Here is a 13,060-nt window from a genome sequence, read left to right as displayed (position 1 = left end):
CGTATCCGGAGCCTGGACCGGCGCGCAAGCCTGCCCGATCGGCCAGCTGCCCAGCGCCACGGCCCGATCGCCAGCCCCGCCATCTCCGTCCGCACGAAGATGGCGAGGGACGGAATATGATGCCCAGCCAGGAAAAGGCCCAAGCGGGCCCTTGAAACTATGTCCGTCATCCCCGCGCAGGTGGGGATGACGGTAGAGAAGCGGGATGACGCCAGGGAATAGCGGGGATGACAGGGGAGAATATGGGGCCAGCCCAGCCCGACGGCGATGCAGGCAGCGCGGGTCCGTGCCGGATGCAGGCCGATCCGTGCCGGGCGCGATAAGGCCGTGACGCGCGCGCCTCGCCCGCGCTAGACAGGGCCGATGATCGCCCGCCTCCGCGCCGCGCCGGCACGCCTCCGGCTGCTGCTCTTCGCCTTCGGGGACTTCGCCTTCAATCTCTACTGGCAGAGCATCATGCTCTTCCTGCTCTTCTACTATACCGAGGCGCTGGACCTGCCGGTGGCGCTGGCCGCGATGATCTACACCATCGCCTCGATATGGGACGGGCTCGCCAATTTTCTCGCCGGCGCGATCGCCGACCGGCGCGAGCCCGGTCGCGGCTATGGCCGCTTCCTGATGCTGGGCAGCATTCCGCTGGGGCTCGCCTTCGTCCTCACCTACATGCCACCCCTTGCCAGTGGCTGGTGGGGCATCGCGACGATCTTCGCCGGGCACCTGCTCTTCCGCACCGCCTATGCGGCGGTGAACGTGCCCTATCTGGCGATGAGCGCGCGGGTGAGCAGCGACAGCCGCGACCGCGCCTTCCTGGCCGGCATGCGCATGTTGTTCGGCACGATGGCGGCGGTGCTGGTCGCGCGCGGCACGCTGCCGCTGGGTGCCTGGCTGAGCGGCAGCGCGGTCCCGGCCCAGGCCTATCTCGGCGCGGCGGTCCTGTTCGCGATCCTCGGCACGGCGATCCTCATGCTGGTCGGCGCCAGCTATCGCGAGCAGGTCGCGCCCGCGCGCACCCAGCCGCCCTCGATCGCCGCGAGCCTCGCCAGCCTCGCCGCCAATCGCGCCTTCGTCACGCTCAACCTCGCGATGATGGCGATGATCGTCGCGGTGACGATCCTGAACAAGTCGGTGCTCTATTATTTCAAATATTTCATCGGCGACGACGTGGCCGGGCAGAGCGCCCTCGCCTGGATGGGCGTGGTGGGCGCGGCGGCAGTGCCGCTCTGGATGCTGCTCCAGCGCCTGCTCGGCACGCGGGGGCTGTGGTTCCTGGCCGCCGGCTTCTGCATGGCTGGGCTGGTGCTGTTCGCCGGCGCGCACATCGACCGGGCCGCGCCGATGCAGCTCTTCCTGGTGGCGATGCAGGCGCTGATCGTCGGGCTGCATTTCGCCTATTGGGCGATGCTGCCCAACACGGTGGAATATGGCGAGAAGGCCACCGGCCTGCGCGTCGAGGGTGCGGTGTTCGGCATGGCCTCGCTGCTCCAGCGCATCGCGATCGGCATCGCCACGCTGCTGCTCGCGAGCGGGTTCGACGCGGCCGGCTATGTCGCCAATGTCCGGCAGAGCGAGGCGACCCTCGCCGCGATGCGCCTCACCATCGCGCTGGTGCCGCTGGCGTTCCTGGCGCTGTCATGCGTGCTGATGCTGCTCAACCCGCTGGGCAAGGGCGCGCATGCCAGGATCGTGAAGGACCTGGAGGGGCGGGTGAATTAATTCCTCCCCCCAGCTCGCTGGGGGAGGGGGATCATCACGAAGCGATTGGGGAGGGGCGGCGCGGTGCGCGCCGTCATCGGTGCGCCCCTCCACCACCGCCTTTGGCGGCGGTCCCCCTCCCCGAGACAAGCTCGGGGAGGAATTGGAGCTCAAGCCACCAGCGTGAACTGCGCCTTCACGCCCTCGGCCTCGGCCGACGGCGCGATCCACAGGTCGAACAGCCCCGGCTCCACCGTCGGCTTGTTCTCGCGGCCGATGAACAGCAGCTGCTCGCGCTTCAGCTTGAACGTCACCGTCTCGCTCGCTCCCGGCGCCAGCGCCAGCTTGCGGAACGCCTTCAGCTCGCGCACCGGCCGGGTCACGCTCGCCACCCGGTCGCGGATGTAGAGCTGCACCACTTCCTCGATCGCGCGGCTGCCCGAATTGGTGATCCTCGCCGAGACTGCGATCTCGCCGTCCCAGGGCAGGGTCGCCGGCACCGACAGGTCCGAATAGCCGATCTTGCCATAGGTCAGGCCGTGCCCGAACGGGAACAGCGCCGAGTTCGGGATGCCGCGATAATGCGCCTTGTAGGGCTGGAGCGGCCCTTCCGGATTGGGCCGGCCGGTCGGCTTGTGGTTGTAGTAATAGGGCTGCTGCCCCGGCGAGCGCGGGAAGCTGCACGGCAGGCGCCCGGCCGGGCTATAGTCGCCGAACAGCACGTCGGCAGTGGCGTTGCCGCCCTCCGAGCCGAGGAACCAGGTGACGAGGATCGCCGGCGCCGCCAGCACGGCGCCGTCCAGCGCCAGCGCGCGGCCGTTCTTCAGCACCACCACGATCGGCTTGCCCGTTCGGGCCACCGCTTCCGCGAGTTCCATCTGCGGCGCGGGAATCACGATCTCGGCGCGCGACTGCGCTTCGCCGGACATGTTCTCGCTCTCGCCGATCGCCAGGATCACCACGTCCGCCGCATTGGCCGCAGCCACGGCCGCTTCGATCCCGCCGGCCAACGGCGCCTCGACGCCCGAGCCGAGCGTGACGCTCACCGAGCCCTTGTCCGCCACCGCGCCGCGCACGCCGGTGGCCAGGTCGATCGCCAGCGCATTGTCGCCATAGACCACCCAGGGCCCGTTGATGTCGTGCTTGCCCTCGGCGAACGGCCCGATGATGGCGATCTTCTTGCCGCTCTTGGGCAGCGGCAGCAGGTCGCCGTCATTCTTCAGCATCACGATCGACTTGCGGCCGCTCTCGCGCGACAGCGCGATCGCCTCCTTGGTGCGTGAACGCGCCTTTTCGCGCTTGGCGTCGATGCGGCGGAAGGGATCGTCGAACAGGCCGAGCCGTGCCTTCATCGCCAGCACCTTGCGCACCGATTCGTCGACCAGCTTGATCGGCACTTCGCCCTTGGCGACGAGATCGGGCAGGTAATCGCGGTAGAAGCCGCTGGTCATGCTCATGTCGACGCCGGCCAGGAAGGCGAGCTTGGCCGCCTCGCGCGCATCCGCGGCGAAGCCATGGTCGATCATCTCCATGTCGCCGGTATAATCGGAGACGACAAAGCCCTCGAAGCGCCATTCGTCACGCAGGATCCGGCGCATCAGCCATTCGCTGCCGGTCGAGGGCACGCCCGAAATCTCGTTGAACGAGGCCATGGCCGAAAGCGCGCCTTCGTCGAACGCGGTCTTGAACGGCGGCAGATAGACTTCACGCAGCGTCCGTTCGGAAACGTCGACGGTCGAATAGTCGAGCCCGGCCTCGGCCGCGCCATAGGCCGCGAAATGCTTGGCGCAGGCCAGCATCGCGTCGTTCGCCTTGAGGTCCTTGCCCTGGAAGCCGCGCACGCGCGCCGCCGCGATCACTTCGCCGAGCAAAGTGTCCTCGCCCGCGCCCTCCATGGTGCGGCCCCAGCGCTGGTCGCGCGCGATGTCGACCATCGGCGCGAAGGTCCAGTCGATGCCCGCCGCGGCGCCCTCGTACGAGGCCATGCGCGCGGTGCGCTCGGCCAGGTCAGGATCGAACGCCGCCGCCTCGCCCACCGGCACCGGGAAGATCGTGCGGTGGCCATGGATCACGTCAGCGGCGAAGAGCAGCGGGATCTTGAGGCGCGACCGGGTCATCGCCACGGTCTGCATCCGGCGCGCCATCTCGGCACCGTTGCCGTTGAACACGCCGGTGAGCCGCATCTTCGCGACCTCCTCCAGCTGCTGCTCGAAGCTCGGCCCGTTGGTGGGCGGGTTGAGCGCGGTGGCGACGCCGCCGCCCCAGGCCGCGGGCAGGATGGTGAGCTGCCCGGCCTTCTCCTCCACCGTCATCTTCGCGATCAGCGAATCGATGAAGGCGGGCACCGGCAGGCTGCCCGCCGCCTGCAGCATCGCGCGCGCCGGGCTCGCGGCCCAGGCCGCGACGGCTCCGGCTCCCATCAGAGCCGCGCGCCGCGAAATCCTGGTGTCGAACATCTCGTTTCCTCTCCTGAACGCCCGCCGCAGAACGCCGACGGAAATTGCCTGCACTCGGCCGGCCGCGAAACTTTTTTGCTTGTCGCTGCCCGCCGTAACCGGTTACATACCTCGCGGACGGGTTGTATTGCAATCGCCGAAGCGGTCTGAAACGCGGGAAAACACGCGTCGATCGGGGAGAAGGGACTGAAATGGGCGAGGCCACCATCCGCGATGTAGCGCGCCGCGCCGAGGTTTCGGTCGCCTCGGTATCGCGCGCGCTGAACGGCCTCGACAATGTCAGTGCCGAGACCCGCGAGAAAGTCATCAAGGCGGCCAACGAGCTCGGCTATGTCCCGCATGCTGGCGCGCGCAGCCTCAGCCTTGCCCGCGCACACGCGATCGGCGTCGTCCTGCCGGATCTGCACGGCGAGTTCTTCTCCGAATGCGTGCGCGGCATGGACAGGGAAGCGAGCCGGCGCGGCTATCTCCTGCTCCTCTCCAACATGCATGACGACAGCGACCAGGCGGCGGTCGCGCTGCGCACGATGCGCGGCCGCGTCGACGGCCTGCTCGTGATGGCCCCGCACATCGCGCCCGAGACGCTCGAGCAGGCCATCCCGCCCGCACTCCCCTCGATCCTGCTCAACAGCCATGCCGATCTGCCCGGCCGCCCGGCGCTGCGCTTCGACAATCGCGCAGGCGCCGAGGCGATGGTCGAGCATCTCGTCGCCAACGGCTATCGCCACATCGTCCATATCGCCGGGCCGGAGGGCAATCTCGACGCCGCCCAGCGTGCCGAAGGCTATCTCGCCGTCTGCGCCCGCCACCGCCTGCCCCCGCGCATCCTGCCGGGCGACTTCCACGAGGAAGCCGGCGAAGCCGCCGCGCGCGCGATCCTGGCGAGCACCACGCACACCGATGCCGTCTTCGCCGCCAACGACATGATGGCGATCGGCTGCCTCCATGCGCTGCGCGACGCCGGCACCCGCGTGCCCGAGGACATTGCGGTGGCCGGCTTCGACGACGTGCCGCTCGCCCGCTATCTCTCGCTCAGCACCGTGCGCGTGAACATCGCCGAGATGGGCGCCCGCGCCGTCGCCCGGCTGATCGACCTGCTCGAGGGCAAGGACATGCACCGTGCCAGCGAGACGCTCGCCCCCGAGCTGGTGATGCGCGCCACCACGGCGCCGCGCACCGCACCCGGGAACGGAGCCGCGCATGCGTGACCGCGGCTCCGTTTCTCTTTCGGCCTGGACTGTAACCGGTTCCAAGGCTCCCTTCCCCCCGGTTACACCCCCCTGGGGGCGACGCCGCGCGTGTCGCCCCCGATTTTTCGGGACGGGGGGCGGAACCGCGCGCTTTCTCTGGGATATGAGGCTCTCGAAATGATCGACCGGCGTGCGCTACTTTCGCAGTCTTCGCTGCTGCTCACGGCCTCGGCGCTGCCCGGCGCCGCCATGGCGCAGGCGCGCAAGAGCGCGGCCGCGCGCACGCTGCCGCCCTTCTACGCGGACATCGAATACCGTACCTTCCGCTGGTTCTGGGAAACCGCGCGGCGCGACAACGGCCTCGTCCCCGATCGCTATCCGTCGCCCAGCTTCTGCTCGGTCGCCGCGGTCGGCTTCGCGCTCACTGCCTATCCGATCGGCGTCGAGCGCGGCTGGATCACCCGGGCCGAGGCGCGCGACCTCACCCTCACCACGCTGCGCTTCTTCTGGGAATCGCCCCAGGGGCCCGAGCCCGAGGGGCGGATCGGCCACAAGGGCTTCTTCTACCATTTCATCGACATGATCACGGGCGCGCGCTTCCGCGACGTCGAGCTTTCCAGCGTCGATACCACGCTGCTGCTGATGGGCGTGCTGTTCGCCGGCCAATATTATGACCGGGCGGACGCGAAGGAGCGCGAGATCCGCGACCTCGCGCACAAGCTCTATGCCCGCGCCGACTGGAACTTCTTCCGCTCGGACGGACGCAAGGCGGTGTCGATGGGCTGGCACCCTGGGCGCGGCCTGATCGAGCGCAACTGGGACGGCTATAACGAGGGGATGTTCGTCTACATCCTCGGCCTCGCGGCTCCCGAGCATCCGCTGCCGGCGAATAGCTGGGAGGCGTGGACCGCGCCCTATCCGAACCTCTGGCGCGGTGAAGGCAACCAGCGCCATCTCGCCTTCGCGCCGCTGTTCCCCCTGCATTACAGCCATATCTGGATCGACTTCCGCGGCATCCGCGATGCAGCGATGCGCGAGGCCGGCTTCGACTATTTCGAGAACAACCGCCGCGAGACGCTCGCCAACCATGCCTATTGCGTAGCCAATCCGATGCGCTGGGACGGCTATGGCGCGCAGAGCTGGGGACTCGCCGCATGCGATGGCCCGGGCGATTTCCGCCTCGACTTCAAGGGCGAGCGCCGCGAGTTCTTCGGCTATTCTGCGCGCGGTCCGATCGATGAGCCGGACGGCCGCGACGACGGCACGATCACGCCGAGCGCCTCGCTCGGCTCGCTGCCCTTCGCACCGGAGATCGTGATCCCCACCGCGCAAGCGCTCCGCCGCGACCATGGCGACCTGCTCTACGGCAAATACGGCTTCTACGACGCCTTCAACCCGAGCTTCCGCTGGACCGACAAGCAGCTCGAAAAGGGCCGCGTCGATCCGGTGAAGGGCTGGTACGACACCGACTATATCGGCATCGACCAGGGCCCGATCCTGCTCCAGGCGGCGAACTACCGGAACGACTTCGTGTGGAAGCGCATGCAGGCGTGCGCGCCGATCCGGAAGGGGCTGAAGCTGGCCGGGTTCACCGGCGGGTGGCTGGGGTGACGACCTATACAATTGAATTAAAATGGATTTACATTCGCAATCGGCAGCACTCACCCAATTGAGCCTTGTTGAAATACCTCCCGGGCTTTGCTAGATAGGCGAAGAACAAGGCGCGAACGCGAGGAGGATCGCATGGCGAGCGTATTCGACGTCTCAGCGTACATCTTGAAGAAAACAGGGCCAATTTCGGCCATGAAACTCCAGAAATTGGCGTATTACGCTCAAGCATGGTCGCTTGTGTGGGACGATGCGCCACTATTCTCGGAGCGCATCGAAGCATGGGCGAATGGGCCAGTATGCCCTGATCTGTATTTTGCGCATCAGGGTGAGTTTACGGTTGGCACGGAATCGCGCGGAGATGCAAAGAAGCTAAAAAAGATTCAACGAGAAACTATAGATTCCGTTTTGAAACATTACAGCAAGAAGACGGCACATTGGCTTAGCGAACTTACCCACCGTGAGGCACCCTGGAAAGAAGCTCGCAAGGGCCTTCCGGAAGGTGCTCGCAGTAATCAAGTTATAACACACGCGGCGATGGCCAACTATTATAGCGAACTCTAGCTCGCTTATGGCGAAGCCAGACAAGCAGCCGAAATTCGGTGCCAATCCACCTGGCAAGAAAAAACCGGTGGTGCGCGAGCATTGCTTTGAAGATGGGCACCCCCTCGCATGGCGATTTGGACAGGTCGACAAAGCCGGCCCCTTTGCCTGGGACATCCATCCTTTCGATAAATTTCACGAAGTCGTACACAAACTGATCGAATTCGAAGATAAGAACTGGAATGAAATCACCGCGAACGGCTCGCATCCGATCGAGACAAGCCAATTGTCCACCCAGGCGCGATCGCGGCTAATCGAGATCGAACGAGACGATCTCGATTACCTTCTCTCCCTCAGACTGAGCGGTCCCAACCGCGTTTGGTGTGTGAAAACCGGCCACATCATTCGACCGTTGTGGTGGGATGAAAACCACCAAGTCTATCCAGTCAAGAAAGATCCCGCCGACCGCAAGAAGGAGAAGCGGCGAAAGAAATAGGTGAGGAAACCACATTCCGCCCGCTGGAGAACACCCCTTCAGCGGATCGGCACCGCCCGCGTCCGCTTCGACACGCCGTTCTCGTCGAACGCCTCGACCGCGACCCAATAGCCCACGCCGACATTCAGCGCGCGGATGTCCAGCGCCGCGCCCTGGTCCGCCCAGCGCTGATAGGCGAGCGTCAGCCGGTCCGGCCGCACGCCCCACAGGACATTGTAGCCGACCGCGCCCTGCACCGGCTTCCACGTCACATGCGCGTTGCGCGCATCGCCGTCGCGCTTCGCCGCCACCCCGCCCGGCATCGCCGGCGCCTTGCCGCTCGCACTGCCGAACACGCGCAGGTCGCTGATCGCCAGGTTCGCGCCGCCGACATGCCCGTGCACATAGCGCACGTACCGCGCCTCCACCGGGGCCGGCAGCTGGAAATAGGCGTTGGGCCGGTCGCGGCGCGGCGCCTCGGTCCTGGCCAGCGGGCGCCAGCTCTTGCCGTCCAGGGAGGATTGCAGCGCGAATTCGGTATAGATGTCCGGCGCATCGCCGAACCGGCCGGACTTGTAGTCGGCGAAGTTCACCTGCACCGCGCGCAGCGTCTTCGCCGCGCCGAGGTCCACCGTCAGCGTCTCGCCCGGCTTGTTCGCGCCCGCGACCCAGAAGGTCCGCGGATTCTCGTCGGTCGCCCGCGCCGCCGCGAACTCGCCGGCAGTCGAGGAAGCGACCGCCGCCTTGCGGTACGAGAGCAGCATCCACCCGGTGAACAGGCGCTCCGGATCCGCCACCTTCGTGCCCGGCGCATAATGGGGGAAGTCGCCGAAACGGGTCGAGACCGACATCTGTCCGTCCGCCCAGAATTTCGCCGGCCACATGCCGATGCGCCGCTCGAAGGTCCAGTTATAGCCGATCCAGGGCGTGCCGGTGTTCCACCAATTGCCGTTGACGTCCTGGAAGGTCGAGCCGTGCCCCGCCCCCTGGACGAAGCCGCCGGGCTTGTAGGCGACCGGGTTCCACGGCGCATATTCGAACGGCCCCAGCGGCTTGTCCGAGACATAGGTGCCGTTGGCATAGGCGTTGTACTCGGTTCCCGGCGCGCCATACTGGAGATAGTAGCGGCCGCCGGCCTTCGTCATCCAGGCACCTTCCATGAAGGGCGCGATCGGCGTGCCGTCGGGCAAGGTGCCGCTATGGTCCTGGCCGAACCGCTCCCAGCCATGCCGCTCGGGCTGCAGGGCGAGCATCGGCCGGGCCCTGCCCTTGTACGCCAGCTTGCCGTCGCCGAACGCGATCTCCATCCCGTAGAGCGGGAAGACGTTGGACGAGCCCCAGTACATGTACCATTTGCCGTCCTCGTCCTTGAACAGCGCCGGGTCCCAGGGCCCGGGCGGCACTTCGCCTGCCTTCGGTTCCACCCCCGGCCCCTGCTGCCCCGGGATCGCCGGCATCCGCCGCACGAAGAAGTCGAGCTTGCCGCTGTCGGGATCGCTGGTGGAAAGGATCGCGTTCGGCTCCATCATCGAAGGCTGGATGATGATCCGCTCGCCATCGGTCCACACCGCGGGCGCCACGATCGAGCGCATCGGCCAGCGGCTGGGCGTGACGAAGGTCCAATGCACCAGGTCGCGCGACGACCAATATCCGTCCGCCAGTGTCTGGAAGAGATAATATTTGCCCTTGAAGGTGACGATCGCCGGATCGGCGCCGGTGCGATAGGAAATGCCTTCGTTCACCTGCTCGAAATTATAGCGATAATCGATGTCGATCGGGTTGGCATAGGTCCGGCGCGCGTCCTGCGCCTGGGCGGCGGCGGCCGCGAGCAGCCCGGCGCCGAGCGGAAACAGGATACGCATGGATCTTCCCCGAATGAAAAGGGCCCGAATGAAAAGGGGCCGAATGAAAAAGGGGGAGGAAAGCCCCGTGGCTCGCCTCCCCCCGACAGTGACTGCGCGGGCAGCGCCTCAGAAGCGATAGCCCAGGCGGAACTGGATGCGCCGCGGCAGCGTGAGCGTGTTGGAGCCGATCAGGCCCGGAACGAGCGGGTCGGTCGCGCTCATGAAGGTGTCGAAGTCCTTGAAGTTCTTGTTGTTGAACAGGTTCAGGACATCGACCGCCGCCTCGAGGTTGCCGCCGGCGATCTTCACGTCCTTGGCGAGCGAGACGTTCACTTCGCAGAAGGCGAACAGGCCCTTGATGCAGTTCTTCACCGGATAGGCCGTGGTGAGGCGCAGCGCGCCGGTATCGAAGCCGTTGGTGGCATCGGTCACCTGATAGCCCGCGCCGCTGCTCAGCGTGGTGAGAGTCGAGAAGCGGAAGCCCAGCGGCAGGTCAACCATGCCGGAGACCACGATCCGGTGCCGCTCGTCGCCGGCCTTGGGACGCCAGCCATAGCGGTCCGGCGTCACGCCATCGAGGCTGAACAGGTCGCCGCCATTCTGCTCCGCCTTGGACAGCGTGTAGGCGATGTTCAGGCCCCAGCCCGAGGACTTGGTGTAGTTCTTGTCGAGCGTGAAATAGAGCGCCTTGTAGCGGGTATCGAGCCCGTCATAGCCGATCAGGACATTGGCATAGCCGAACGGAATCACCGGCGCGGTGTTGCAGCAATTGCCCAGGCCGTTGTTCTGCCGGGTGGCGAACAGGTTGGTATAGCCGTGGCGGCCGCGCTGGTACGAGCCGGTGACCGAGGCCTCGAACACGCCGATACGCTGGCGCACGCCGAGGCTGAACTGGTCGTTCACCGGCGGCTTCGCATTGTTCTTCACCGCGAACAATTCGGGCAGGCCGGCGCTCTGGGCGCTGGCGATCAGCGCGAGCAGGCCCTCGCGGGTCAGATAGGCCGGGTTCCACATCACGGTCGGCAGGCCCGAGCGCGGCTGGCCGTCGCGCGAGAAGCGGAACACGCCGACCGGATTGATCGTGCGCGACAGCTCGTCGACCGTGTTGTTGAAGTTGTTACGATCGTAATAGCGGCCGGCGCCGCCGAAGATCACCGTCGAGCGATCGCCCTTGATGTCCCAGGAGAAGCCGAGGCGCGGCGCGAAGGCGCCGGCGAACGGCTTACGGTTGGTGCCGTCGGTGATGTAGTTCTCGGGATCGAAATAATAGGTCTTGGGCAGCGCGCGCAGTGCGGCCGCCGCCGCGGCCGGCGTGCGATAATGGTTGTTGAAGCCGTTGGTCTCATAATCCCAGCGCACACCGAGATTCAACTGCACCCGATCGGTGATGTTCCAGTCGTCCTGCAGATAGAGGCCGATCTGGGTGTTCGACGCCTGGATCTTGCCGCTGCCCAGCCCCAGCCGCGCTTCGGCGGGGAAGGAGAAGTCGGTGTTGCCGGCGGCATCGATCCGGAAGGTGTAGCGCGGCTGGATATAGGCGTTGTTGTCGAACTGGATGTCCGTCACCTCGACGCGCGCGCCGAACTTGATCGCATGGCCGTCGAAGCCGGTGAAGGTGAAGTCGTCGCGCAGCGTGTAGCTCTGCTGCGTCTCGTTGCGCGTCGAGTCCTTGCCGCCGAACAGGATCACGCTGGCATAATCGTAGGACGGCAGATCGGGGTGCAGCGAGACCGGGTTGAAATTATAGTTCAGGTAGCTGGCATTGAACTCGTTGGTGAAGTTGTTGCCGTTATAGGCCCATTTGAACAGATAGGTGTCGACCCTGTTCCGCTTGTTCTCGGCATTCTCATAGGAAGTGTTGGTGCCGAAATTCTGGATGTCGGTTTCCTGGCGACGGCTGAACGACAGGTCGAAGGTCTGGCGATCGTCCGGTGTCAGGGTCAGCTTGCCGAAAAAGAAGTCGCCGCGGAACGGGCTGACGAACGCGCCTTCGAACTCGCTCAGGCGGCGACCCGAATATTGCTCGAACTGCCGGATCGCGTCGGGCGAGCCGGTGCTCTTGACGTTGAAGGCGCGGTTCTGGTCGTTGCCTTCATAGGCGCCGAAGAAGAACAGCCGGTCCTTGATGATCGGGCCGCCCAGCGACACGCCATATTGCTTGCGCTCGAACGCGGGCTCGGGCCGGTTGTTGCGCTTGTCGAGATACGCCTTCTCGCTCAGCCCCTTGTCGGTATACTGGCCGAAGATCTCGCCGTGGAACTCGTTGGTGCCCGACTTGGTGACCGCAGTGACGATCGCCGCGCCGGCCTGCTCATATTCGGCCTTGTAGTTCTGGGTGAGGACCCGGAACTCCTGCACGGCGAGCTGGCCGAACGGGTTGCCGCGGCTGTTCTGCTGGCCGGCGATGCCGCCCTCGCGCAGCTGGTTCTTCAGGCTGATGCCGTCGACGAAGACGTTGACCTGGCTCGCCGTCGAGGCGCCCGAAGTGAAGCCCTTGTCGGTCTCGCTGTCGTTATATTTCACGCCCGGGGCGAGCGCGACGAAGGACAGGAAGTTGCGGTCGGTCTGCGGCAGGCGCTGGATCTGCGTCACGCTGACATTGGTCGCGACTTCGCTGGTCCGCGTCTCGGTGAGGCGGCTGCCGGTGACGACGATCCGGCCCTCGGGCACCGCCGCGCCGCCGACCGTCAGGTCGAGGCTGGCCGACTGGCCGACGGCAACCACCACCAGCTGGCTCACGGTCTCGGCACCCGCCGTGGCGGTCACTTCATATTCGCCGGGACGCAGGCCGGTGAGCGTGTAGCCGCCGTTCGCGTCGGCGGCAGCGCGCCAGGTCTGGTTGGTCGCGGTGCTGCGCGCAGTCACCTGCGCACCCGCCGCGCCCTTGCCGTCGGCGCCGACCACCTGGCCGCGCACGCTGGCGGTGCTCACCTGCGCCGACGCCATGGTCGGCAGCATCGCCACGCCGCTCGCGAACAGGGTCGCCGCGGCCATCGCCGTCGCCGAGATGCCACGCGTCAGGACGCCACGATTCTTCCTGGAAATTCCCACTGTCATTCCTCCCCAACCCAGTTGTAACCGGTTACAAACATCGGCGCGCATTGTTCTGATTATGGTTGCCGCCGGAAACTCCCATGAAACCGGTTTCATGAAACTGTCAATCCCATGGCTGCGTCAGCGTTGTCGGCGCCTAATTTTGCTGCACTGCGATGTGTCGCCGATGCAACACCAGGGCCGTGTCCGCGATCCACG

Annotated in this window: 8 protein-coding genes; 5 read left to right on the top strand and 3 right to left on the bottom strand. The window is 66.1% G+C overall.

Features of this window, described 5'->3' with window-relative positions; translation table 11 throughout:
- Positions 1-363 precede the first annotated feature (363 nt).
- The gene (locus ACIQCS_RS21080; protein WP_345848512.1) at positions 364-1,713 is read left to right on the top strand and encodes a glycoside-pentoside-hexuronide (GPH):cation symporter; all 1,350 of its coding nucleotides are present in this window, start codon (positions 364-366) and stop codon (positions 1,711-1,713) included.
- Positions 1,714-1,862: 149 nt separating this feature from the next.
- Here ACIQCS_RS21080 and bglX read toward each other — a convergent pair whose 3' ends face one another.
- A complete protein-coding gene (gene bglX / locus ACIQCS_RS21075) occupies positions 1,863-4,148 on the bottom strand; it encodes a beta-glucosidase BglX (RefSeq protein WP_345848514.1) in 2,286 nt (761 codons plus the stop codon).
- A 191-nt stretch (positions 4,149-4,339) separates the two neighbouring features.
- Here bglX and ACIQCS_RS21070 point away from each other — a divergent pair, with 191 nt between their 5' ends.
- The 4 genes from ACIQCS_RS21070 (at position 4,340) to ACIQCS_RS21055 (ending at position 7,985) form a co-directional block, all read left to right on the top strand.
- Positions 4,340-5,356 (top strand): LacI family DNA-binding transcriptional regulator, encoded by a 1,017-nt coding sequence (locus ACIQCS_RS21070; RefSeq protein ID WP_345848516.1) that lies wholly within the window; start codon positions 4,340-4,342, stop codon positions 5,354-5,356.
- A gap of 159 nt (positions 5,357-5,515) precedes the next feature.
- Positions 5,516-6,949, top strand: a complete 1,434-nt coding sequence (locus ACIQCS_RS21065; protein ID WP_345848518.1) for a glucoamylase family protein — start codon at positions 5,516-5,518, stop codon at positions 6,947-6,949.
- 132 nt (positions 6,950-7,081) lie between these two features.
- Entirely contained in the window at positions 7,082-7,510 is a 429-nt protein-coding gene (locus ACIQCS_RS21060) for a type II toxin-antitoxin system antitoxin SocA domain-containing protein (protein WP_345848519.1), read from the top strand.
- A 7-nt stretch (positions 7,511-7,517) separates the two neighbouring features.
- On the top strand, positions 7,518-7,985 hold the full coding sequence (locus ACIQCS_RS21055; protein ID WP_345848520.1) for a hypothetical protein: 468 nt from the start codon (positions 7,518-7,520) through the stop codon (positions 7,983-7,985).
- A 38-nt stretch (positions 7,986-8,023) separates the two neighbouring features.
- Here ACIQCS_RS21055 and ACIQCS_RS21050 read toward each other — a convergent pair whose 3' ends face one another.
- Both ACIQCS_RS21050 and ACIQCS_RS21045 read right to left on the bottom strand, forming a co-directional pair.
- Positions 8,024-9,826: a family 43 glycosylhydrolase gene (locus tag ACIQCS_RS21050; RefSeq protein ID WP_345848522.1), complete on the bottom strand. Its 1,803-nt coding sequence runs from the start codon at positions 9,824-9,826 to the stop codon at positions 8,024-8,026.
- A gap of 108 nt (positions 9,827-9,934) precedes the next feature.
- Positions 9,935-12,802 (bottom strand): TonB-dependent receptor domain-containing protein, encoded by a 2,868-nt coding sequence (locus ACIQCS_RS21045; RefSeq protein ID WP_401531632.1) that lies wholly within the window; start codon positions 12,800-12,802, stop codon positions 9,935-9,937.
- Positions 12,803-13,060 lie beyond the last annotated feature (258 nt).

The organism is Sphingomonas sp. NPDC092440, from assembly GCF_044754985.1.
GTDB lineage: Bacteria > Pseudomonadota > Alphaproteobacteria > Sphingomonadales > Sphingomonadaceae > Sphingomonas.
The sequence above is the reverse complement of the archived record's forward strand: the minus strand, read 5'-3'. Positions and strand labels throughout refer to the sequence as shown.

Excerpts from the sequence above, each read along its gene's own strand:
- ACIQCS_RS21080 (WP_345848512.1), top strand. The coding sequence starts at position 364 with ATGATCGCCCGCCTCCGCGCCGCGCCGGCACGCCTCCGGCTGCTGCTC.
- bglX (WP_345848514.1), bottom strand. The coding sequence starts at position 4,148 with ATGTTCGACACCAGGATTTCGCGGCGCGCGGCTCTGATGGGAGCCGGA.
- ACIQCS_RS21070 (WP_345848516.1), top strand. The coding sequence starts at position 4,340 with ATGGGCGAGGCCACCATCCGCGATGTAGCGCGCCGCGCCGAGGTTTCG.
- ACIQCS_RS21065 (WP_345848518.1), top strand. The coding sequence starts at position 5,516 with ATGATCGACCGGCGTGCGCTACTTTCGCAGTCTTCGCTGCTGCTCACG.
- ACIQCS_RS21060 (WP_345848519.1), top strand. The coding sequence starts at position 7,082 with ATGGCGAGCGTATTCGACGTCTCAGCGTACATCTTGAAGAAAACAGGG.
- ACIQCS_RS21055 (WP_345848520.1), top strand. The coding sequence starts at position 7,518 with ATGGCGAAGCCAGACAAGCAGCCGAAATTCGGTGCCAATCCACCTGGC.
- ACIQCS_RS21050 (WP_345848522.1), bottom strand. The coding sequence starts at position 9,826 with ATGCGTATCCTGTTTCCGCTCGGCGCCGGGCTGCTCGCGGCCGCCGCC.
- ACIQCS_RS21045 (WP_401531632.1), bottom strand. The coding sequence starts at position 12,802 with ATGGCCGCGGCGACCCTGTTCGCGAGCGGCGTGGCGATGCTGCCGACC.